Genomic DNA, 22,575 nt, shown 5'->3' on the forward strand with positions numbered 1-22,575 from the left:
GCAGCATGATGTCGGGCGATAAGAAAATCGGCGTAGTACCTGCCACGTTCCTCGTCGCCGGAAACATGATGGGGTCCGGCGTGTTCCTCCTGCCGGGAAACCTGGCGAAGTTCGGCTCGGTATCCATATGGGGGTGGGTCGTCACCACCGTCGGTTCGCTGCTGCTGGCCTTCGTATTCGCAAAGCTTGGAAGGCTCGCTCCGAAGGCGGGTGGACCGTACGCCTACGCACGCGATGCCTTCGGCCCCTACGTCGGCTTCCAGACCAACACCATCTATTGGTTCGCCAACTGGATCGGCAACGTGGCGCTACCCATTTCGGCCGTCGGGTACTTCAGCTATGTCATCCCGGCCCTGGCGAACCCCTGGATACGCACCGCCGTCGTGATCGCGCTTATCTGGTCGTTCACCTTCGCCAATATTGCCGGTGCCAACGTGGTGACGAGGATCCAGTCGATCACCACGTCTTTCGCGCTCGTGCCCCTTTTCGGCGTCGCGCTTTTAGGTTGGTTCTGGTTCAAGGGCGACGTGTTCTCGGCGGCCTACAACGTTTCCGGCAAGTCGGACTTCCAGGCTATCTCTGCATCGGCATCACTGACCCTCTGGGCGTTCATCGGCGTGGAGTCCGCCTCGGTATCCGCGGCCGTAGTACGCAACCCGGAAAAGAACGTGGCCATCGCCACGCTCGCCGGTGTCGCGCTGGCGGCCATTGTCTATATCTCCAGTTCCGCGGTCATCATGGGGATGGTGCCCAATGCCGAACTGAAGGTTGCCGACGCCCCGTTCGCACTCGCCGCGCAGATGGCGATCGGTCCCTTCGCCGGAAACATAGTCAGCCTTTGCGCGGCGCTGGGCGCGGCGGGCTCGCTCGGAGGCTGGATCCTGTTGACCGCCTTGTCGGCGAAAGCGGCGGGCGACGACGGCCTGTTCCCTGCCATTTTCAGCCGAACCAATGGCGATGGCACACCCGTCGTGGGCCTCTTGATCGTTGCCCTCTTGATGACGCTCGTGGTGCTGGTCACCGCCACGTCTTCGTCGGCATCCGCGCAGTTCGAACTGGTCACGTCGGCGGCGGTGGTCCTTACCCTCCTGCCTTACATCTACTCGTGCGTCGCCTGCTACTTCGTGGTGGAACAGGGCCACGGCAGCAGCCATGTCGGCATGTACTGGGTGCTTACCAGCATCGTGGTGGTCTATTGCCTATGGGCCATTTTCGGCACCGAAGGCGAACTGGTGACATGGGCCTTCCTGTTCATGCTGTTCATCACCGTCTTCTATCCGTTCTTCAGTGAGGAACGACGCCAGAAGACCCTTGCCGCGAAGATCGCCTCGCCGGCTGCCAGGAGCTGACCGATGTACTTCAATGCCCTCGACTACCCCATCGTCATTATCGACGACGATTACGACTCGCCTCGCATCAACGGCATTCTCATCCGTGCCCTTGCCGAGGAAATCGCCACGCACAGCCAGCGTGTCCTCAGCGGACTGAGCATGGCGGACGCCCATGCCGCCGGGCGGACGTACACGGCGGCCTCGGCCGTCCTCGTATCCATCGACGGCACGGAAGAAGGCCCGAGCCAGTTCGACGACCTGTTCGTTTTCCTGGACGAACAGGAGGCGAGGCGCGGGGATCTTCCGGTCTTCCTCTATGGCGAGAGGCGCACCATCGAGAAGCTTCCCACGCGGCTCCTGGGCCGGGTACACGGGTTCATCTATCTCTATGAAGACACCAAGGCCTTCATCGCGCGGCAAGTGCTGCGTGCCGCCGACGACTACATGGAGCGGCTCCTTCCGCCCTTCTTCAAAGGCCTGATCATCCATTCCGCGCGCAGCAACTACAGCTGGCACACGCCGGGACACGCAGGCGGTATCGCCTTCACGAAGTCGGCCGTCGGCCGGGCGCTGCACCAGTTCTTCGGGGAGAACACGCTGCGCAGCGACCTGTCCATTTCCGTGCCGGAGCTGGGGTCCCTGCTCGACCACAGCGGGCCGATCAAAACCGCGGAGGAGGAAGCCGCCAGGAATTTCGGTGCCGACCATACCTACTTCGTCACCAACGGCACCTCCACGTCCAACAAGATCGTCTGGCATGGCGTGGTCGCCCGGGGCGACGTCGTGTTCGTGGACCGCAACTGCCACAAATCGCTGTTGCACGCGATCGTCATGACCGGCGCCGTGCCGGTATGGCTGAAGCCGAGTCGCAACGCGCACGGCATCATCGGCCCCATCAGTCTGGATCAGTTCGACCCGGCGTCCATGGCGGCACGCGTCGACAACCACCCGCTGGCGCGCAATGCGCGCATGGACGGGACCCGTGCACGCATGGCGACGGTGACGAACTCGACCTACGACGGCCTTTGCTACAACGCGGAGGTTATCGCCGAACGTATCGGCGAGGCCGTCGATTACCTCCATTTCGACGAGGCCTGGTACGGCTACGCCGCCTTCCATGAGCTGTATGAAGACCACTACGCCATGGGCAAGGGCCGCGGACGCATGCAGCAGGCCGTGATGTTCGCCACGCAGTCCACGCACAAGCTGCTGGCTGCCTTCTCGCAGGCCTCGATGATCCACGTCCGCGACGGCAAGGGGCGAGCGTTGGACACCAGGCGCTTCAACGAGGCGTTCATGATGCACACGTCCACGTCGCCGCATTACGGCATCATCGCCTCGTGCGACGTAGCCTCGAAGATGATGGAAGGACGGGCCGGCCGGTCATTGGTGCAGGAAACCCACGACGAGGCCATCGCCTTCCGTCGTGCCATGCTGCATATCGAGCATGGCATGCCGAGGGACGAGTGGTGGTTCCAGGTATGGCAGCCCGACGCCCTGCGCAGGCGCCTGGAGCGTGAACTGGACACGATCGGCCCCGCCGAAACGCACCAGCGAGACTGGCTGCTGGCATCCGATGCGCCCTGGCACGGCTTCGGTGCGCTGCCCGAAGGCTACATGATGATTGACCCCATCAAGGTCACCATCCTTACGTCGGGACTCGACCTGGAAGGCCGCTCGTCGGCGCACCAGGGCATTCCTGCTGCGGTGGTGACCAAGTTCCTGTGGGAGCGCGGCGTCACGGTCGAGAAGACGAATCTTTATTCGTTCCTCTGCCTGTTCTCCATGGGGGTAACCAAGGGCAAGTGGAGCACGCTGGCCACGGAGCTCCTGTCGTTCAAGACGCTGTACGACCGCAACGAACCACTGCGCAACGCCCTGCCGTCGCTTGCCGGCATCTACCCGCTCGTTTATGGAACGCTGGGGCTGCGCGACCTCTGCGATGCCCTGCACGCATTCAACGTGGAGAAGGGCGTTGCAAAGGTGATGAACGACATGTACGTCGAGTTGCCCGATCCGGTCATGACGCCCGCCGAGGCCTACGATCGTTTCGTGCAGGGGAAGGTCGAGTACGCCAGCATCGACGAGCTCGAGGGGCGCATCGCCGCCACGATGATCGTTCCCTACCCGCCGGGCATTCCGACCATCATGCCCGGCGAACGCTACGGTGGCCAGAACAAGGCCATCATGGAATCGCTACGCATTGCCCGTGAGCAGAACCGGCTATTCCCCGGCTTCGAATCGGACGTGCACGGGCTGTTGGTGGACGTGGACGACCAGGGACACGAACATTACGTGGTCGAGGTGCTGACCGGTTCCAGCGACGGCTAGGCGGGCCAACCGTCAGCCGACGGCGGATGCCGAGCCGGGCGCCTGCGACCGGCCAAGCCGCGCATACTCGTCGCATAATTGCTCGACGAGCGCCCGATGGTCCGGCAGGTCGTCGAGCGCCCGGATGGCGGCCTGCTGGATCATGGCGAATTCCCGGCGGGCCGCGTCAACGTGCGGATACGCGCTGCGCATGGGTTCGAGATCGGTCTTGAACTCCATGCCATACAGCACGTATTGCCAGCTGGAGGTCATGAACATCTCCAGGTCGCTCACGAAATCCAGCCGGTGCGGCGGGCGCTGCTTCCACTTCGCAAGCTTGTCCTGCAGCGTATGCGGGATGCTCGCAGGATCGGCGTTGTCGATCCAGAAGGGGGAGTCGCGCCGCTGGCTCAGGCAGTAGTGCATCTTGATGAAATCGATGATGCGGTCGTAGCGGGCCACCATCATCTCGTTGAAATGGCTCGCGGCGCCTTCCATCTGGTCGGTGTCGGCGGGCAGCAGGTGCGTGAGCAGATAGGTCGCCAGCTCGATCAGCGCGATGCCCGTGGATTCCAGCGGCTCCACGAAGCCACCGGCCAAGCCCACGGCCACGCAGTTCTTGCGCCAGTGCTCGGGACGGTACCCGGTTTCGAACTTGATGTGCATGGCCTTCAGGCCCTCGCCGGCCGTGCCGAGGTAGCGTCGGAATACCTCCTCCGCGCGATCGTCGGCGGTATGCCGCGACGAGTACACATAACCCACGCCACGCCGTTTCTGAAGACCGATATCCCATATCCAGCCGGCTTCCTGGGCGGTGGAGATGGTATACGACGGAATCGGCGTCTCCGGCGTGGCGTACGGCACCTGCATGGCCACCGCGCGGTCGGCGAACAGCACGTCGGCACGACTGCGGAACGGCGACTGCATCGTGTTGCCAATCAGCATGCCGCGCAGGCCGGTGCAATCCACGTACAGATCGGCGGTAAGCGCGCCCTCCTCCTTCGTCACCACCCGGGCGATGGCGCCGTGCTCGTCCAGTTCCGTGCGCTCCACTGTGGCCACGTGCCGCACCACGCCAAGCGCCTCCTGGCCGTGCTCGGCGAGCACGCGCGCAAAGCAGGCGGCATCGAAGTGGAAGGCGTGGTTCATGGGACCCTGGTAGTCGGCATCCCTTGCGCGCTTCGGCGCACGCGAATGGTCGACCAGGGTGGACTGCATCGACACGGCGTCGGCGAACGGCATACCCTCCGGGGCTGCGCCCAGCAGCCAGTACGGCAGTAGCTCGGGGCCCCCAGGGCGCTGGCTGGGTGCGTTGAAGGGATGGAAGAAGTGATCCGAACCGGGGGCACCCGGCGGCCGCACCCAATGGCGATAGTGAATGCCTTGCTTGTACGTTGCGGTGGCACCGACGAGGAAACGGCGCTCGTCGAGGCCGATGGCCGCCAGCGTGCCGCGAATGGAGGGGAACGTGGCTTCGCCCACGCCGAGCAGACCGATGTCAGGCGATTCCACCAGGTGCACCTGCACGCTCCGCGGATCGGTCGCATTGACCGCCTTGGCGAGGTAACAGGCCGCAAGCCATCCGGCGGTGCCGCCGCCGACGATCAGCACTTTCTTCAGACGCGCCATGGTGTGTCCCCGCCGCTGTCGCACGATGGATAAAAGAATTGCCGGGCCGCCGCACGCGGGCCCGGCAAACGCCATTCAGTGGGAGAGAAGGAACGGCAAACTTCAGGCGACCGGCACGTCGTGGGGCCGCCAGCTATGGGATCAGAACCAGACGCCCAGCTGCACGCCATACGTACGCGGTGCCAGGTACTGCGACACGTATTGCAGCGACCCGTCGGACATCAGGAAGCGGCCGGCACTGGTACGGATCTTCCCGTCGGACACGTTCTGCACGTACGCATTCACCCACCACTTGTCGCCCGGCTCGCTATAACGCAGCGACACGTCGCCACGCGTATAGGACTTCTGCCGGTCGCCCGAGCCCAGGTTGAAATAGCTCAGCCACTGCGAGCTCTGGTACTGCGCGCTGATGCGTGGCGTGAGGCGTCCACCGTTGGCGAGGTGGAACGTGTGCTCGTAGATGCCGGTCAACGATACGTTCGGCGCATGCGGCAGGTCGTTGCCGGTGACATTGGCGCAGTTGGCGAGGTTCGATTCCGGCGGGCACGCCGGCAGGCCCTGGTAATCGTTGGAACCGGCATATACCAGCTTTCCCAGTTCCTTCTTCGGAATGGCGGAGAAGATCAGGTTGAAGCGGTCGTCCGTCTGCTGGTACGCCAGTTCGGTCTCGAAGCCGAGCACCTTGGTGCTGCCGCCCACGTTGGAGAAGCCCAGGCCATGGTTGCCGTCGGGGTAGACGATGGGTGCCGAGAGCTGGAAGTTCTTGAAGTTTTCGTAGTAGACAGCCGAGTTCCACGTCATGTGGCCGTCGAGGAACGAGAACTTGCTGCCGACTTCATAGTTGGTCAGCGTCTCGGGCTTGTACAGCGTGCCGGCGTCCTGCGTACCGCCGGACTTGTAGCCCGTGGACACGCTGGCGTACAGCAGGCCGTTCTCGCTGACGTCGGTATCCAGGCGCAGCAACCAAGTCGGCTTGCTCTTGCTGTAGCGCGCAGTGTTCCGCTGCGAGATGGAGAAGCCGTTGGACGGGTCCGGATATACGTCGGGAGAAATCGGTACCTGAGGCACGGTCGGGTCGTACGCCCAGCCCCAGTTGATGCCGCCCTTGTTCTCCTTGGTGTCGTGCGACCAGCGCGCACCGCCGGTCAGTCGCCAGTGGTCGCTGAGGTGCCACGTCGCCTGGCCGAACACCGCATACGATTCCACGGTTTCCTTCGGCTGGATGAAGGACCCCTGCCAGCTCACGGTGCCGTAGCGCGTGCCGTTCATGATGGGGATGTCGAACCGGATGTCGTTGTCTTCGTAGCCGTAGTACGCACCGAGGATCCAATCCACGGTCTGCGCGCCGACCGACTTCAGGTTGATTTCCTGGCTCCAGTTCTTGTAGTTGGAGTCGTTGGTGCGGTCGTCCTGGTACACGCCATTGGTGGTGAAGCTGGTGGGCACGCTGACACCGACGTCCTGGTCGAAGTCGCTCTTGCCGGAGTACTTGTTGTAGCCGGCGATGTAGCTCAGCTGCATGCCGTCGCTGATGTTCCAGTCCATGCGGCTGCGCACCGTGTTCGACGTACGGTGCAGGTACGGCGCGGTGTCGATCAGCGCGGACCAGAAGTCCTGCCCCTGTCGCGGTGTCTGCATCAGGCTGAGGCTGGGAGTGCCGCGATCGGTGAAATACTCGTACGACAGGTTCCACTTGAATGCGTCGCTCGGCTGCCACAAGGCACTGACACGTGCGGCGGACTGGTCCTGCGCGTTGTACTTGTCGCCATTCTGCACGTACTGGCCCGGGTCGATCGGCCGGAAGTTGGCCAGGGTGCCGCCGGAGGCGAGGTACGTCTGTTGCTGCTGGGCGACGCTGGGCAACTGGCCGGAGGGCCGCTGGTAGTCCACGTAGCCGTCGTGCTGCTGGTGCACCGCCGCCACGCGCATGGCGAAGGTGTTGCTGATGGGCAGGTTGAACGCCGCACGTGCGCCGGTCTGGTTGAAGTTGCCCGCTTCCACCTGTGCATTACCGTAGAAGCCGGCGCCGATATCCGGCTTGGCCGTCTGGAAGCTGATGGCGCCGGCGGTGGAGTTGCGGCCCCAGAGCGTGCCCTGCGGTCCGCGCAGCGTTTCCACGCCCTCCATGTCCAGCAGCAAGCCGGAGGCGGCTTCTGCACGCGGCGCGTACACGCCGTCGACGAAGGTCGCCACTTCAGGATCGGCGTACTCGGTCTTCGCGCTGTCGTTGCCGATGCCGCGGAGGGTGAGCGTCACCACGCCATGGTCGCCCTGCGAGGTGCCCTGCAGGCCCGGGACGAGCTTCGTCAGGTCCTGCACCGTCATGACGCGCTCCCTGTCGAGCGTGTCGACCGTGATCGCGGTTACCGCTACCGGCGTTTTTTGCAGCGGCGTTTCGCGCTTGGTCGCGGTCACTGAGACGGCGTCCAGGTTCTGTACCTTCCTGTCGGCACCCGTCGGGTTCTTCGACGTGTCTTGCCCGGTCGTGTCCTGATCCGCCGCAAGCAGCGTGCCCGGAGCGATCGCGAGCGCTACGGCGACATACAACAAATTGCGATGCAGACTCATCTGGCTCTCCCCATCCATCGTTCGTAGTGTGTTGCCGCCGCATGCGCCGGCCGTGACAAAGCTTTCCCCGACTCCCCGATCGGCACGCCATCCATCCAAATGACAGCGCTGTCATTACTGGATGATAGAGCGCCGGGCCGACGAATGCTTGCCGCATGGCAGCACGTCGGCGCTCCAGCTAAAAATGCTTACCTACCCACCTGCAATGCGCTCTCATGCGACGAGTTTTGCTGCGAAGCAAAGACAGATCCCGAGCGAAATTCCACGAACACTGCCCTCACGGCTTGTCTCCCTGCGACGGGCATGCAAGTGTCCGGTCAGCCACGGTGCCAAGCGACACGTCTGTGATCGCGATCGATGCGCCCGAATGGCTGGCCCATTCAAAGGGCCGGTCGACCTTGCTCATGTCGGCACCGGCATCGCGGAAACACTTCAACGGAATGCCCACGCGCAACCACTCGCCTTTCGGCAGGGCGGAAAGCTGCGCGCCGATGGGAACACTACCGACGCATCCGGCTCCGCAGCCGATGCCGATCGTCGACGTGTCTCCCTGCGATATCGCGTCGACCTTCAACGTCGTCACGAGCAGGACGTCGCCGTTGGTCTCGCGCTCCACGTCGAGCGGCGCGGGGGCCACCAATTCCACGCGTGCGGCGCCGGCACCCTTGCCGTTCCAGCTCAGGCTGCGCGCGTCCTCTTGCGCCTTGTAGTCGAGCGCTTCGATGCGCAGGCTACCGTCCGGCGACGCTGCCGGTACGGCGGCGACATTCATGGCCACGCCATTTGCGCCGGTCAACCGCACCGCGAAATCCCGTGCGGGCTTGCCCCGGGTGAAGTAAACGCCTGCCTGGGCATTGCTCAGTACGAGTCCCGGATCCTCAGGCAGCGCCGCGGTGTCGCGCCGATCGGCATAGGTCAGGCCGAAGCCCAACGGGAACTGCGGTTGCTCCCCGCGTGCGGCGGCGGCAACCGGAACCTGCACGGCGCTCCGCGGCCATGCATAGGCAAGCTTGCCGTGGAAATCCTGCGCCACTCGGCCATCGCGGTTGCGCAGCAGGACATCCGCGATGCCCTCCCCCTCGCTTCCCGGCAGCCATGCCACCACGAACGCGTCGGAGGCGTTGATTTCGCGATTCATCCACAGCGGTCGCCCGGTCAGGAATACCGATACGACCGGAATACCCTGTCCGCGCAGCTTGCGCAGCAGATCGAGATCGCGATCGTTGCCCGGGCGATAGGCAAGGTTCGGCAGATCGCCCTGGAACTCGGCATAAGGGTCCTCGCCGAATACCACGATGGCGACGTCCGGCTTCGTCTTGAAATCGCCCTCCACCGACAACTCTGCCGTACCGCCTGCCGCCTTCACCTGCGCCTGGATGCCGCCCCAGATCGAGGTGGCTCCCGGGAAATTCGCGTTCGTCAGTCCGGTGCCTTGCCAGCTCAGCGTCCAACCCCCGTTCTGCTTCGAAATATTGTCGGCGCCATCGCCGGCAACGAGGATGTGCTTGCGCGGATCGATCGGCAGCACACTCTGATTGTTCTTCAGGAGCACGAGCGATTCGCGTACCGCGCGGCGAGCCAGCGCGCGGTGCGCAGCGCTGCCCACCACCTCAGCCGATTTCACCGCCAGCGCGTTGGCCGAGGGCAATCCGGCCTCGAACATGCCCAGGCGCATCTTCACCCGAAGGATTCGGGTCACGGCGTCGTCGACGCGGCTCATCGGGATCACCCCGGCCTTCACCTCGGCCAGCGTGTTCTTGTACAGCCCCTTCCAGGAATCGGGTGCTTCCAGCATGTCCAGGCCCGCGTTGTATGCGACGGGGCAATCCTCGTTCGTGCACCCCGGCACCTGCCCGTGCGCGTTCCAGTCGCCCAGCACGATGCCGTCGAAGCCCATGCGCTCTTTCAGCACGCCGGTGACAAGCGACGTGTTGCCGGCCATCTTCACCCCGTTCCAGCTGGAGAACGAGACCATGACCACCTGCACGCCAGCTTCGATCGCCGGTACATAGCCGGCGGCATGGATGTCGCGCAGCGTGGCCTCGTCGATCTGGGCGTCGCCCTGGTCCTTGCCGTTGTGCGTGCCGCCGTCGCCGAGGAAGTGCTTGGCCGTCGCGATCACGTGGTCGGTATCGAGGAATCGGGGCGTGCCCGGCTTGCCTTGCAGCCCGTCGACCACCGCGGCAGCGTATTTCGCTACGAGCGCCGGGTCCTGCGAGTAGCCCTCGTACGCGCGGCCCCAGCGTCCGTCCTGCGGCACGGTGAGCGTGGGCGCGAAGGTCCAGCCGATGCCACTGGCGCGCAACTCCCGCGCGGTCGTCTCGCCGATGGCGTGGATCAGCTGCGGATCGCGAGCGGCGCCCAGCCCGACGTTCTGCGGGAAAAGCGTGCCGCCCACGAGATTGTTGTGACCGTGCACGGCATCGATGCCGAACAGCACGGGGATGGCCTTGCCCCCGCGGGACGTGTCCATCGACGCACGGTAGAACTCATCGGCCAGCGCCTGCCATTGCGAGGCGATCGGGTACGGATGTCCGGGCGGCTTCGAATTTCCGCCGGCCAGCACCGAGCCCAGCCGGTACTCGCGTACATCGTCGGGCGTCACGTATTTGATGTCGGCCTGGATCATCTGGCCGACCCTCTCTTCCACCGACATCCGCTTCAACAGGGCGCGGACTCGCGCTTCGAGCGCAGCGTCGGCCGGCAGCGGCGACTTGGCCTTCGGCCATTTTTCGGGGTGCGCGGTGGCATCGACAGCCTGGGCTGGAACGGTCATCGGCAAGGCACCGGCAAGGGTCAGGGCCACGGAAAGGCTTCGCAAGAACACGCTCGATCGCTGCAGCAACGGCACGTGAGAGCTCCAGGCTGGCATACCGGCGGTACGCTTCCGGGCCGCATAGTGGCAGGAATGACAGCGCTGTCAATTTGCTATGCAACATGGCCCCGTTGCCGCACCAGCCGGTGGACTCAGGGCGCGGGAGCCGTGGAACCGCGGATCTGCAGCGAGAACGGCACCTGGACCAGCCGGCCGGTGCCATGGTTGCGCAGCTCACTCAAGAGTTGTTCGGCGGCGACCTTGCCCATTTCGCGGCTCGGCTGTTGCACCGTGGTGAGGGCCGGCCAAAGCTGGCGCGACAGCGGCGTGTCGTCGAAACCGCAGACGGATAGATCGTGCGGCACCTTCAGGCCGTATTCTCCCGCCGCCCACATCACGCCGGTGGCCATGTCGTCGTTGGCGGCGAACACCGCCGTCGGCCGCTGGGGCAAGGAGAACAACTGCCGCGCCGCTTCCACGCCGGAGGCGAAGGTAAAAGCGCCCTGCACCACCAGGGCCGGATCTTCCGGAATGCCCGCGGCGGCCATCGCGTCCCGATAGCCGGCCAGCCGCCAGCGGCTGGCGCCATGGTTGGCAATGCCGACCACGTGAGCGATGCGCCGGTGACCGAGTTCCAACAGGTGCTCCACGACGGCGCGAGCCGCGCGTTGCTCGTCCATCGTTACGCCGAGTGTCTTGCCCCGCCGCAGTGGCGACACGCTGGCATAGGGCACGTTGCGTTCGCGCAGCCGTTTCAACAGCGGTGCGTAGTCGGTAATCGGCGGCGTCAACACCACGCCGTCCGGGTGGTGGTCGGAAATGAGCGCATCGAAACGGCGGATGAAATCGCCGTCCCGCATGCGGAGCGGCCGCACCATCATGCTGTAGCGATGCGCATCGCACGCTTCGAGCACGCCGTCCTGGATTTCCGCCAGATAGGTTGACGACGGGTTGTCGTTGTTGTCGTACAGCATCGCCACCAGGAACGAGCGATTGCCCGCCAGGCTGCGTGCCGACGGATGCGGGCGATAGTCCATGGCCTCCATGGCGGCGCGCACGCGTTGGCGCGTGGCCTCGGTAACGTTGGCCTCGTCGTTGAGCACACGCGAGACGGTCTTGGGCGATACGTTCGCTGCGCGCGCCACATCTTCGAGGCGTACCCGCATGGATTCTCCGCGTTCATCACACTGTCGATCGACTATGCCGCCGGAACCGTGCCGTTTACAAGGGCGACCAAAACGCCGAATGCTGCGGGCGCAGCATGCGGGATACCCGGGCCCATGACATAACTGTCGCTGGAGGAGAGGCCCATGACCCGGATCAACCGAAGCGCAGGCCGGCAGCGTGCGCGCTGAGCATGCCGTCGACACGCGTGGCCGCCGTGGCCACGCGGCACGACATCGCCCGCGTGAGGACCACGCCCCGATGAGGGAGCGGTCGCCTCTGTCGTTCTGGCAGATATGGAACATGTGCTTCGGGTTCCTCGGCCTGCAGTTCGGCCTGGCACTGCAGAACGCCAATGTGAGCCGCATCTTCCAGACGCTGGGCGCGGACGTGAACGACATTCCCGCCCTGTGGATCGCCGCGCCGCTGACCGGCCTGATCGTGCAGCCGATCGTCGGTCACTACTCCGACCGCACGTGGAATCGCCTCGGCCGACGCCGCCCCTACTTCCTGGCCGGGGCGGTGTTCGCCTCGCTGGCGCTCTTGTGGATGCCGAACGCACCGGCGCTGTGGATGGCGGCCGGCCTGCTGTGGATTCTCGACGCCTCGATCAACGTGTCGATGGAGCCGTTCCGCGCCTTGGTGGGCGATCAACTGCCCACGCAACAGGGACCTACCGGTTTCGCGATGCAGAGCTTCTTCATCGGCGCCGGTGCCGTCGTCGCGTCCATCCTGCCCTGGGTGCTGGCGCGATTCGGCGTGGCCAACGTCGCACCGGACGGAGGCATTCCCGATACGGTGAAATACGCGTTCTACGGTGGCGGCGCCGTGCTGCTGGGCGCGGTGCTCTGGACCATGGTGACCACGCGGGAATACTCACCGGCACAGTTGCGCTCGTTCACCGACAACGTGCCGGAAGGCCCGCGAGTGGATGTTTCGCGTGCCGACCGGCCCGGCCTGCTGCTTCTGGCAGCCGGCCTGGGGGTGATCTTCGCCATCAGGCACTTCGCGCTGGAAAAGGAGGTGTATCTCCTGGGGGGCGGCCTGATCGCATTCGGCTTGCTGCTCACCTGGCTCAGTCACACGCGCAGCCGGGGCATGCTGCGCGAGGTGATGGGCGACCTCTATGGCATGCCCGGGTCGATGCGGCGACTGGCCGGCGTGCAGTTGTTCTCCTGGTTCGCACTGTTCGCGATGTGGATCTATACGACCGCCGGCGTCACGCAGACGATGTACGCCACCACCGATACCGGCTCGTCCGCCTATAACGAAGGAGCCAACTGGGTGGGCGTGCTGTTCGCCGCCTACAACGGCTTCGGCGCCCTGGCCGCGGTGGTCATCCCGCTGATGGTGCGCCGGTGGGGGCTGCGCCTCAGCCACATGATCAACCTGTGCCTCGGCGGCGCCGGCCTGCTCTCGTTCCTGTATATCCGCGACCCGCGCTGGTTGCTCGTGTCCATGGTGGGCGTAGGTTTCGCCTGGGCTTCGATTCTGTCGTTGCCTTATGCGCTGCTGTCGGACCATCTGCCGACGACGAAGATGGGCGTCTACATGGGCATCTTCAATTTCTTCATCGTGATTCCGCAGGTGCTGGCGGCCAGCGTCCTGGGACTTCTGCTGCGCCTGTGCTTCCACAGCCAGCCCATTGCGGCACTCGGTCTTGGCGGCGCGAGTCTCTTCATCGCTGGCCTGTGCACGCTGTACGTGCCGGACCCGAATGCCGGGCACAGGGTAAAACCCCACAAAGTTGCATAACTACCCAAAGTCACCCATCCTTCGCCGATGCCGCACGGCGGTTGGCATCGATCGGAGGGTGGGATGGTCTCGTTTCGTTGGGCTGGCCTTGCGCTGGCGGTACTTGGCGCGTCGAGCGCCGTGGCGGCGCCGGCGCACACCGTTACCTACGACCGCTACTCGCTCGTCATCGACGGCAAACCCACCTACCTTTGGTCTGGCTCGTTCCACTACTGGCGGCTGCCCTCGCCCGACCTCTGGCTCGATGTGCTGCAGAAGATGAAGGCCGCTGGTTTCAATGCTGTGGAAATCTACTTCGACTGGGGCTACCACTCGCCCAAGCGTGGCGTCTACGATTTCACCGGCATCCGCGACGTCGACCGCCTGCTCGACATGGCGCGCGACGTGGGCATCTACGTCATCGCACGCCCGGGCCCTTACATCAACGCGGAAACCGACGCCGGCGGTTTTCCGGGCTGGTTGGTGACCACGTCGGGCAAGCCACGCTCGGACTCCCCCGAATACACCGACGCGTACCGTGAATGGATGACGCAGATCAACCGGATCATCGCGCGGCACCAGGTAACCGACGGGCGCGGTACCGTCCTGCTCTATCAGGTCGAGAACGAGCTCTACGACGAGTCCGACGACACACGCCGCTACATGCAGGCGCTCGAGGACAAGGCACGCGCCGACGGCATCGCGGTACCGCTCACGGGCAACCACAACGGCAACTTCGTGGAGGGTCTCGGTGCCACCGACATCCCCGGCCAGGATTCCTATCCGCTGGACTTCGACTGCACGCGTCCGGAACGCTGGAACGCCATCTACGACTTCAGCGCCGAACGTCGTGAACTGACCCACGCGCCCTTGTTCTTCCCCGAATACCAGGGTGGTGCCTTCGACGTGTGGGGCGGCCCGGGATACGAAGCCTGCCGCAAGCTCACCGGGCCGGCTTTCGAGCGCGTGTTCTACGAGTCGATGATGGCCGCCGGCTCGACCATGCAGAATTTCTACATGACGCACGGCGGGATCAACTGGGGTTGGCTGTCGTCGCCCGGTGTCTATACGTCGTACGACTATGGCGCCGCGATCACCGCAAGCAGACAGCTCACGGCCAAGTACGACCAGCAGAAGCTCATCGGTTACATGACCCGCGCCGTGGCGCCCCTCGCCCGCACCGATGCGGTCGGTACTTCAGTACCGGACAATCGGCGCCTGCAGGTCACCGCACGGATCAATCCCGACGACGGCACGCGCTTCTATTTCCTGCGCCATGCGGAACCCCAGGACACGACAGACGATGCCACGCACCTGAAGATTGCGCTGGGCGACGGGAGCGAAACCACGATCCCGCAGCAGTCGGGCACGGCCATCCATATCGACGGCCGCGATGCCAAGGTCCTGCTCGCCAATTATCGCTTCGGAAAGCAGGACCTCGCCTATTCCACTTCCGAGCTGATGACCCAGTTGCGCCTGGGCACGCGCGACCTCGCCGTTGTCTATGGTCGTCAAGGCGAAGACGGCGAAACCGTCCTTCGCTACCCGGCCGAACCGACCGTCCGTGTCGTCGAAGGCACGGTGGCGACCCATTGGGACGCGGCCAGCCGTTCCCTGCGGCTCAACTATCGCCATGACGGCCTGGCCCGCGTGGCTATCGACCAGGGCGACACGTCGTTGCTGCTCTTGATCGGCGACAACGAGGCGGCGGTCCGCTTCTGGCAGTTGGACACGGCAGACGGCCCGGTACTGGTGCGCGGTCCGTACCTCGTGCGCGGCGCCATGCGCTCGGGCGCCACCATCGCTCTCACCGGCGACACCGACCGTGCGGGCGAGATGGAGCTGTTCGGCTTTCCCGACACCAAGGGTTTCTCCTGGAACGGCGCGCCGGCCAAGGCGGTGGCGACCGCATCCGCCAGCCTCGTCGCGCCAGTCGACGGGCCGGCACCCGTCACGCTTCCACGTCTGGACCATTGGCGCGTCAACGACGGCGCACCGGAAATCGCGCCCTCGTTCGACGACCGCGGCTGGCTCGCCACCGACCGCACGAGCTCACCCAATCCGTACTGGAACCACAGGCTGCCCATCCTCGACAGCGATGCCTACGGTTTCCACCACGGCAATGTCTGGTATCGCGGGCATTTCCGCGCCACAGGCAAGGAAACGGGCATCCGCCTCGCGGCCAACACCGGCGTGCACCTGGGCAACCATGGCATCTTCACGGCGTGGCTCAACGGTCATTTCCTCGGCAACAACCCCAGCGGCGCGCAGCAGTTCGCCATCGATCCCACCTGGTTGAACAAGAACGGCGACAACGTCATCTCGGTACTGGTCGACAATCACGGCCACCTCCAGGAAGAGCACAACGGCACGTTCCGCGAGCCGCGCGGCCTGCTCTCCGCGACCTTCGCCGGCGCTGCCACGGATATTCACTGGAAGATCCAGGGCAACGTCGGCGGTGAGGACCTGGCCGATCCCGTGCGCGGACCGTTCAACGCCGGTGGCCTCTACGGCGAGCGCATGGGTTGGCAGTTACCCGGGTTCGCCGACAAGGGATGGAAAGCCGCGACGTTGCCGCAAGGCACCGACAAACCAGGCGTCGACTGGTACCGCACGACATTCCATCTCGACCTGCCTGCGGGACAGGACGTGCCGATCGCGTTGCGCATCCACGACCTCGCCCCTCACCATTACCGGGCGATCGTGTTCATCAACGGCTGGCAAATCGGTCGCTATATCAGCGATGTCGGACCGCAAACCGATTTCGAACTGCCGTCGGGCCTGCTGAACGAGCATGGCGACAACACCATCGCCATTGCCGCATGGAGCACCGCGCATGATGGCGGGCTTGGCGAGGTGTCGCTGGTGATGCAAGGCAACTACCGCAAACCGCTGAAACAGCAGGCGGTCAAGGCGCCCGACTACCGCGACCTGACATCGGCGCGGAAGGCTGGCTCCCCATAGGGGCTCCTTCCGCGCCGCGGGAGACCTCAGGGCGAGTACTTCGTGAACACGAAATCGTCGCCCTGGGGGAGTTTCTGGTGACAGGCAAAACAAGTCTGGATCAGCGCCTTGCCCGGGTTCGCCTTTCCGCCTTCGAACTGCCCGTAGCCCCATCCACCGGAACCGGCATAACGCTTGGAATCCTTCACGGATATCTGCACGTTCGTCGGATCGCCTGCCACGAACGACTGCTCACGGCCGAAAATGGCGTTGTTGCGTGGTGACGACTCATATTTCCAGGCAAGGCGCGCGATGATGGAGCCGTCCGGAAAGGGCAACGTACCGCTGCGAAAGGCCTTCATGGCGATGTCGTTGCCAAGAATGACCCGGATGTCGTTGATGTTGCCCGCCTCGTGCGCCACGCTCACCACCTGCCAGCCTCGATAGTCCGCGGGCAAGGTCACGCCATAGACCGGCGACGCATTGTCGTCAGCGGGCGGTGCGGCCTTTTCGGCTGCCCGTATACCGAATACCGCACATACTCCGAGGCCCGCCAGGACCAACGACGATTTCAACCGCATGGATGCGCTCCTTATCACTTATTTCAAGCCGTCGTACACGATGCGCGCGAAGAAGTCCGGGCCTATGACGAAATGGCCATAGACGGCATCGTATTTCGCGGTGGGTTTGGCCGCTATCACTTCATCGCGCGATTTGCCCTGCTTCTTCAAGGCCGCCACGTTGTCCCGGATGCCGGCGAGCATGTCGCGGAACTCCCGCAGCTGCTTCTTGGTGCCAACCGGCCCATGTCCTGGAACGATGACCACATCGTCCTTCAGTTGGGCAAGGATCGCGTCGTCCGCGGCAATCATGCCGTTTATGCCACCACCGTTCTCGTTGTCGATGAACGGATAGACACCGTTCCAGAAGAGGTCGCCTAGCGACGCGACGTTGGCCTCCTTGAAGATGACGTAGAGGTCGGTATCGGTATGCGATGGCGGCAACACCTTCACTTCAACCGTCTGCCCGGCAAAGTGGTAGACCTTGTCCTTCGTCACGATGTCGGTGGGCACGCCGCCGGCCGGCAGCGGCTGGAACGTGAAGTCCCAATCGTCCACGCGCGTCACGGTCGAGACACGCTTCGCGGTCTCCGCCGTGCCGACGACGGTGGCGCCGTCCTCATGAACCCACGGATTTCCATCGGTGTGGTCCCAGTGGTAGTGCGTGTTGATAACGTATTTGATAGGGCCGGGTCCGAGCGCCCGAAGGGCCGCTTCCACGCGCGGACGCGAAACCGCGATGCCGGCATCCACCATCAACTGCCCTTCTTTTCCATTGAGTACGGTGATATTCCCTCCGGACCCGGACAACATGGTCAATGGTCCTCGCAGCGGCGTGCTCTCGATCGGCGTGGTGGCGGCCGCCTCATTGATCTTGATGACCGGACTGACCGGCTTCGCCGCCTGGCCGATGGCCACCGACGAAGCCAGGAGGCCGACTGCCAGCAGGACCAGCCGCTTGCGAGGAACGGAGTACGCGCACGAGAAAGCAGTCATGTCAGGATTCCTGATGAGCCCCCGGATAGGGCGGCTCAGCATGGCCCTGCAAGACACCGGGATATTGGTCAGGGCAAGGTTTTTTGTCTGTACCGACTACGCCACGAGAGAGCAACCGCATGCGAAACGCAATGACCGTCAAGACAAGTTCCGGTGACTTCGAGGCCTATGTCGCCCGCCCCGACAACGACAGGGCACCCGTCGTGGTCGTCCTGCATGAGGTCTTCGGTGTCAACGACGACATCCGCCAGACCTGCGAAGCACTCGCGGCCCAGGGGTTCGTCGCCGTGGCGCCGGAACTGTTCTGGCGACAACGGCGAGGGGTCGATCTCAGTGTCACGTCCGAAGCCGACTGGAAGGCAGGCCTGGCGCTGTACATGGCCTACGACCGGGACAAGGGCGTCGACGACGTAGCCGCCACCGTGGCGGTGGCGCGCACGATGGAGGGCGCGAACGGAAAGGTTGCCGTCATGGGGTACTGCCTGGGTGGCCTGATGACGTTCCTCACCGCCGCACGTCATAAGATCGACGCCGCCGTGGCCTTCCACGGAGGCGATACGGAGCGCTACCTCGATGAGGCCGACCGCATTGCCGCGCCGTTCCTGATGCACCTCGCCGGCGCCGACGAATACATTTCCCAGGGCGCCCAGGACGCCATCAAGAAGGCCCTTGCCGACCGGCCCAACGTCACCATCTACACCTATCCCGGGTGCAACCACGCTTTCTCGCGCCACGGCGGCGCACATTACGATGCGGCCGCGGCAAAGCTGGCCAACGAGCGCACCTCGGCGTTCCTCAAGGCGCATCTCACCTGATTGGAGTTATCGGCGCCCGTGCTCAAAGGGGCCGATGCATCGGCCCCTGGCACAGGCACTCGCCGTCCTCGTTCGCGTGGCCGAGCAACGCGTCGAGCAGGCTGGCGGTCGGGGTCCACTCGCCGATCGCTGGGTGGATCAACATGGCCTTGCGCGCACCGAGGCGGCTACCGTCGAGCACCGAGGCGATGGCGGCCCGTTCATAGGCCTTCACGGCACGCACCAGGCCGGCCACGGCATCCGGCAGCGGCGCAATCGGGCGCGGCTCTATGCGGTCGAGCGAAATGTCGCACAACGTTTCCACCACGTCGGCATCCGGCAGGTCCGGCACGGCGCCACGGTTGCGTGTATTGACCACGATGGGTGCGGGCTTCGCCCCGGTCAGCGCGCTCATCACGTCGATGGCGATGCGGTGGTAGCCGGTGGCGACGCGGAACGGATCCACGTCCAGGCTCACGCCGTCGTCGAAGGCCGAGCCGCCTTCCGCCTCCAGCTTCATGTATGAACCCGAGCGCTGGTTGAGGTAGGCCGCGTAGATATCCACCGCCTCGTCGCCCTGCCCGGCCGCCAGCCGCGACTTCAACGTGGCGAACAATTCGTCGTTCAACGTGGCGATCTCGGCGCCACGGCTCCCTCCTTGCCGGCGCTGGTTGGCCAGCGCGCGCTGGCGTTCGTAGTAGAAGAACAGGTACTCGGTGGGGATGAGCCGCAACGTGCGGATCATGTCCGTGTCGAACAACGGTGCGAGGTACAGGCTGCGCAACAATTCATCGCTGTCGATCAGCGTGTCGATCTTCTCCTCGCCCCGCACGCGCACGCTGCGCACCCAGCCCAGGTGGTTGAGGCCGACGTAATCGCACTCCACCGCGTCGAACGGTTCGCCGAGCGCACGGGCGATATTGTGGAAGAGCTCCGTGGGCGTATCGCAGATGCCGACGATGCGTGCCTTGCTATGGTCGCTCACGGCCTGGGTAATCAGGCCCGCGGGGTTGGTGAAGTTCACCAGCCACGCATCCGGCGAAAGCCGTTCGACCAGACGGGCCTGTTCGATGGCGATGGGGATAGTGCGCAAACCCATGGCCACGCCGGCGGGGCCGGTGGTTTCCTGCCCGGAGTAACCGTGCTTGATCGCCACGCGCTCGTCCGCGGCACGGCCGGCGATGCCACCGATACGAATGCTGTTCAGGACGAAATCCGCGCCCTCGATCGTGTCCTCGATGGACGTGGCGCCGCGCAGACGCAGCTGGCCGCCGCCGCGGCGGACGATGGCCTTGCCGAGGTCCACCATGACCTGCAGGCGTTCCGGGTCCGGATCGTAAAGCACCATCTCGGCCGCACCGAGCGCCTCGGCGGCTTCATTCACGCCAAATACCACCAGGGGCGAGCGAACGCTGCCGCCTCCCACCAGGGCGATCTTACGATCGGTACGTCTGTTCACGAAGGGTCCTCAATTGGGGGGAATGGGGTAGCGCCGCGAGGGCGCCGGCGGCCGTGCTGCACAGGGCGCCGCAGATGCAGGCGCGCTCGAGCGCAGGACCAAGGGGTTCGTCGTCGAGCCAGGCATCGATCAAGCCGGCATTGAACGCATCGCCCGCTCCCGTCGTATCCACGACGTGGATCGGCGGCGGAGCGACGCTGCTGAGCACGCCGTCTGCCACGGCGACGGCGCCCTGCGCGCCGCGCTTCAGCACCGCACGAGGCAGGCGATTGTCCAGCGCCCATGCAACGTAGGCCTCGGGGGTCGTCTCTCCGCAGAGCAGTTCGGCTTCGGTGGCATTGGGCAGGAACAGGTCGACCTCACGGCAGGTGTCGATATTCACCGGATCACGCAACCAGTCCGGCGAGTGACCCACGTCCAGCGAGGTGGTGCAGCCGGCCGCGCGGAGCTGCGGCAACACGGCCCTGGCCAGGTCGCGAGACAACGGCATGGCGAAATGCACGTGGCGCGCCTCGGCGAGGTCTGCGACCACGGCCGGTACCGTCAACGACTCGGCGAGCCCGCGATTGGCGCCGGGGTAAGTAAAGAACGTGCGATCGTCACGCATGGAGACGCTGACCGTAACGCCGGTGCCTTCGTGCGCAAGGCGGATGCCATCCATGCCGACGCCGAACTCGCGGAGGCGCCGCTCGAACCAGTCGAAGTCGGCCTCGCCGATCAGGCCGACGAGGCGCACGCGACGACCCAGCCGCGAGAGGCCGCAGGCCGTATTGACGCTGCCGCCGCCGAGTTCGCGCAGGTAATCCTTCGCGATCACCTCCTCGCCGGGACGGGGCCAATGAGGGAACCCGGTGAAGACGTGGTCGGCGAATATTTCCCCGACGACAGCGACATCCCGGAGCGTCAGTGAGGAAACGGCCACGTGCGCGTTCTCCGTGCTTGCCAAAGGAAAAGGATGCTGCCCACCGCGATGGCAGCGACGGCGGTGAGCATGGTCGGGACGCCGCTGGTGGCGACCAGGTAGAGCCAGCCGGCCACGCTGATCGCGATAGGCAGCGGATACAGCGGCATGCGGAACACATCGGCCATGCGCGGGCGGCGGCGCAAGGCCACTACCGCGAAACACTGCGCGATGTACTGGAACAGGATCTGCACCACCATCAGCATGCTGATCAGCTTCTCCAGCGAAAGGAAACAGGCAAGCGCGGAGGTGATGCCGACGAACAGCAGCGACACCGTGGGGAACCCGTCGCGGGGATGCAAGCGGGCAAATGGCGCGAAGAACTGGCCATCCGCGGCGGCGGCATAGGGCACGCGCGAATAACCGAGCAGCACGACCAGCGCGGACCCCCAGCTGGCGACAAGGATCAGCACCACGGCAATGTTGCCGCCCCAGGCGCCGTGCACTGCCTGCATCATGTCGGCCACGACCGCGGTGGAGTGCGCCGCTTTCTCCCACGGCAGCACGCCGAGGATGCTGACGTTGAGGCCCAGGTAAAGCACGGCCACCACCGGGATCGACACCAGCACGGCCATCGGGATCGTGCGGCGCGGTTGTTTCACCTCACCGCCGAGCATGCACACGTTGTTGTAGCCACCGTAGTCGTAGACGGCGATCAGCGATACCGCACCGAGACCCAGCCAGAATCCCTTGCCCGACGACATCGGCGCGTCCAGGAAATGCCGCGCCGTCGCCATGTCGAAATGCACGATGCCGGTGAGGACGATCCATACCGCGGCAGCCACGACGGCGGCCGTCACCACCAGGGACAGTTTCTGGATATCGCCGACCTTGCGATAAAGAATCGCTGTGTTTAGCAGGCACAGGCTGGCGGCAATGAATACCCGAGCTCCGTCGCCCAGCGACGGGACCAGGTATCCCGCATACTGCGCGAACCCCACTGCGGCGGACCCGATCGACAACGGTGCCGTGAGCAGCGTCTGCCAGAGGTACAGGAAACCGAACAGCCGCCCTGCCCGGTCCCGGCCATACGCCTCGCGCAGGTAGTGATAAGGGCCACCTGATTCCGGGATCGTCGAACCCAGCTCGGCCCATACGAGTCCGTCGCACAGGCAGAGCAAGGCACCCGCGATCCAGCCCAGCAGCACCGCGGGGCCGGCCAGCGCGGAAAGCGCAAGCGGGATGGTGACGAACGGCCCGATGCCGATCATGTTCAGGACGTTGGCCGAAAGGCCGCCCCAGAACCCGATCGCCCGCGGCGGCGCGTTCGCCATCACCTGCTTGTCGCCCCCACGCCATCCCGTCATCCGT

General features: G+C 64.9%; 14 protein-coding genes. 5 read left to right on the forward strand and 9 right to left on the reverse strand.

Annotated elements, in window-relative coordinates:
* Window positions 1-8 precede the first annotated feature (8 nt).
* Both adiC and ACPYOD_RS09105 read left to right on the forward strand, forming a co-directional pair.
* The gene (adiC, locus tag ACPYOD_RS09100) at window positions 9-1,349 is read left to right on the forward strand and encodes an arginine/agmatine antiporter (RefSeq protein ID WP_481301447.1); all 1,341 of its coding nucleotides are present in this window, start codon (window positions 9-11) and stop codon (window positions 1,347-1,349) included.
* Between the two features lie 3 nt (window positions 1,350-1,352).
* Window positions 1,353-3,662: an Orn/Lys/Arg family decarboxylase gene (locus ACPYOD_RS09105; protein WP_481301420.1), complete on the forward strand. Its 2,310-nt coding sequence runs from the start codon at window positions 1,353-1,355 to the stop codon at window positions 3,660-3,662.
* A gap of 12 nt (window positions 3,663-3,674) precedes the next feature.
* Here ACPYOD_RS09105 and ACPYOD_RS09110 read toward each other — a convergent pair whose 3' ends face one another.
* The 4 genes from ACPYOD_RS09110 to ACPYOD_RS09125 all read right to left on the reverse strand — a co-directional run bounded on the left by ACPYOD_RS09110 (window position 3,675) and on the right by ACPYOD_RS09125 (window position 11,819).
* Window positions 3,675-5,270 carry a tryptophan halogenase family protein gene (locus ACPYOD_RS09110; protein WP_481301421.1) on the reverse strand — a complete coding sequence of 532 codons (1,596 nt, stop codon included), beginning with the start codon at window positions 5,268-5,270 and terminating at the stop codon, window positions 3,675-3,677.
* Window positions 5,271-5,411: 141 nt separating this feature from the next.
* Complete coding sequence (locus ACPYOD_RS09115) at window positions 5,412-7,838, reverse strand: TonB-dependent receptor (RefSeq protein ID WP_481301422.1); 2,427 nt, start codon at window positions 7,836-7,838, stop codon at window positions 5,412-5,414.
* A 277-nt stretch (window positions 7,839-8,115) separates the two neighbouring features.
* Window positions 8,116-10,710 carry a glycoside hydrolase family 3 protein gene (locus tag ACPYOD_RS09120; RefSeq protein WP_481301423.1) on the reverse strand — a complete coding sequence of 865 codons (2,595 nt, stop codon included), beginning with the start codon at window positions 10,708-10,710 and terminating at the stop codon, window positions 8,116-8,118.
* A gap of 95 nt (window positions 10,711-10,805) precedes the next feature.
* Window positions 10,806-11,819, reverse strand: a complete 1,014-nt coding sequence (locus ACPYOD_RS09125; protein ID WP_481301424.1) for a LacI family DNA-binding transcriptional regulator — start codon at window positions 11,817-11,819, stop codon at window positions 10,806-10,808.
* Between the two features lie 259 nt (window positions 11,820-12,078).
* Between ACPYOD_RS09125 and ACPYOD_RS09130 the strand changes: the two genes are divergently transcribed.
* The gene (locus ACPYOD_RS09130) at window positions 12,079-13,572 is read left to right on the forward strand and encodes an MFS transporter (RefSeq protein ID WP_481301425.1); all 1,494 of its coding nucleotides are present in this window, start codon (window positions 12,079-12,081) and stop codon (window positions 13,570-13,572) included.
* Between the two features lie 63 nt (window positions 13,573-13,635).
* Window positions 13,636-16,515: a beta-galactosidase gene (locus ACPYOD_RS09135; protein WP_481301426.1), complete on the forward strand. Its 2,880-nt coding sequence runs from the start codon at window positions 13,636-13,638 to the stop codon at window positions 16,513-16,515.
* A gap of 26 nt (window positions 16,516-16,541) precedes the next feature.
* Here ACPYOD_RS09135 and ACPYOD_RS09140 read toward each other — a convergent pair whose 3' ends face one another.
* A complete protein-coding gene (locus ACPYOD_RS09140) occupies window positions 16,542-17,075 on the reverse strand; it encodes a cytochrome P460 family protein (protein ID WP_481301427.1) in 534 nt (177 codons plus the stop codon).
* 18 nt (window positions 17,076-17,093) lie between these two features.
* Window positions 17,094-18,050, reverse strand: coding sequence for an MBL fold metallo-hydrolase (locus ACPYOD_RS09145; RefSeq protein ID WP_481301428.1), 957 nt, complete (start codon window positions 18,048-18,050; stop codon window positions 17,094-17,096).
* A 131-nt stretch (window positions 18,051-18,181) separates the two neighbouring features.
* Between ACPYOD_RS09145 and ACPYOD_RS09150 the strand changes: the two genes are divergently transcribed.
* Complete coding sequence (locus tag ACPYOD_RS09150) at window positions 18,182-18,865, forward strand: dienelactone hydrolase family protein (protein WP_481301429.1); 684 nt, start codon at window positions 18,182-18,184, stop codon at window positions 18,863-18,865.
* A 22-nt stretch (window positions 18,866-18,887) separates the two neighbouring features.
* Here the strand turns inward: ACPYOD_RS09150 and ACPYOD_RS09155 are convergent, their stop codons facing one another.
* The 3 genes from ACPYOD_RS09155 to ACPYOD_RS09165 are packed head-to-tail and all read right to left on the reverse strand — an operon-like array spanning window position 18,888 to window position 22,571.
* Complete coding sequence (locus ACPYOD_RS09155; RefSeq protein WP_481301430.1) at window positions 18,888-20,303, reverse strand: family 4 glycosyl hydrolase; 1,416 nt, start codon at window positions 20,301-20,303, stop codon at window positions 18,888-18,890.
* Window positions 20,281-21,225: a carbohydrate kinase family protein gene (locus ACPYOD_RS09160; RefSeq protein ID WP_481301431.1), complete on the reverse strand. Its 945-nt coding sequence runs from the start codon at window positions 21,223-21,225 to the stop codon at window positions 20,281-20,283. The genes ACPYOD_RS09155 and ACPYOD_RS09160 overlap by 23 nt, the downstream gene beginning before the upstream one ends.
* Window positions 21,207-22,571 carry an APC family permease gene (locus ACPYOD_RS09165; RefSeq protein WP_481301432.1) on the reverse strand — a complete coding sequence of 455 codons (1,365 nt, stop codon included), beginning with the start codon at window positions 22,569-22,571 and terminating at the stop codon, window positions 21,207-21,209. Before ACPYOD_RS09165 ends, ACPYOD_RS09160 begins: the two co-directional genes overlap by 19 nt.
* Window positions 22,572-22,575 lie beyond the last annotated feature (4 nt).

The organism is Luteibacter sp. HAY1-4A (assembly GCF_056755355.1).

Coding starts and splice junctions, on each gene's coding strand:
- adiC (WP_481301447.1), top strand. CDS start 9: ATGTCGGGCGATAAGAAAATCGGCGTAGTACCTGCCACGTTCCTCGTC.
- ACPYOD_RS09105 (WP_481301420.1), top strand. CDS start 1,353: ATGTACTTCAATGCCCTCGACTACCCCATCGTCATTATCGACGACGAT.
- ACPYOD_RS09110 (WP_481301421.1), bottom strand. CDS start 5,270: ATGGCGCGTCTGAAGAAAGTGCTGATCGTCGGCGGCGGCACCGCCGGA.
- ACPYOD_RS09115 (WP_481301422.1), bottom strand. CDS start 7,838: ATGAGTCTGCATCGCAATTTGTTGTATGTCGCCGTAGCGCTCGCGATC.
- ACPYOD_RS09120 (WP_481301423.1), bottom strand. CDS start 10,710: ATGCCAGCCTGGAGCTCTCACGTGCCGTTGCTGCAGCGATCGAGCGTG.
- ACPYOD_RS09125 (WP_481301424.1), bottom strand. CDS start 11,819: ATGCGGGTACGCCTCGAAGATGTGGCGCGCGCAGCGAACGTATCGCCC.
- ACPYOD_RS09130 (WP_481301425.1), top strand. CDS start 12,079: ATGAGGGAGCGGTCGCCTCTGTCGTTCTGGCAGATATGGAACATGTGC.
- ACPYOD_RS09135 (WP_481301426.1), top strand. CDS start 13,636: ATGGTCTCGTTTCGTTGGGCTGGCCTTGCGCTGGCGGTACTTGGCGCG.
- ACPYOD_RS09140 (WP_481301427.1), bottom strand. CDS start 17,075: ATGCGGTTGAAATCGTCGTTGGTCCTGGCGGGCCTCGGAGTATGTGCG.
- ACPYOD_RS09145 (WP_481301428.1), bottom strand. CDS start 18,050: ATGACTGCTTTCTCGTGCGCGTACTCCGTTCCTCGCAAGCGGCTGGTC.
- ACPYOD_RS09150 (WP_481301429.1), top strand. CDS start 18,182: ATGACCGTCAAGACAAGTTCCGGTGACTTCGAGGCCTATGTCGCCCGC.
- ACPYOD_RS09165 (WP_481301432.1), bottom strand. CDS start 22,571: ATGACGGGATGGCGTGGGGGCGACAAGCAGGTGATGGCGAACGCGCCG.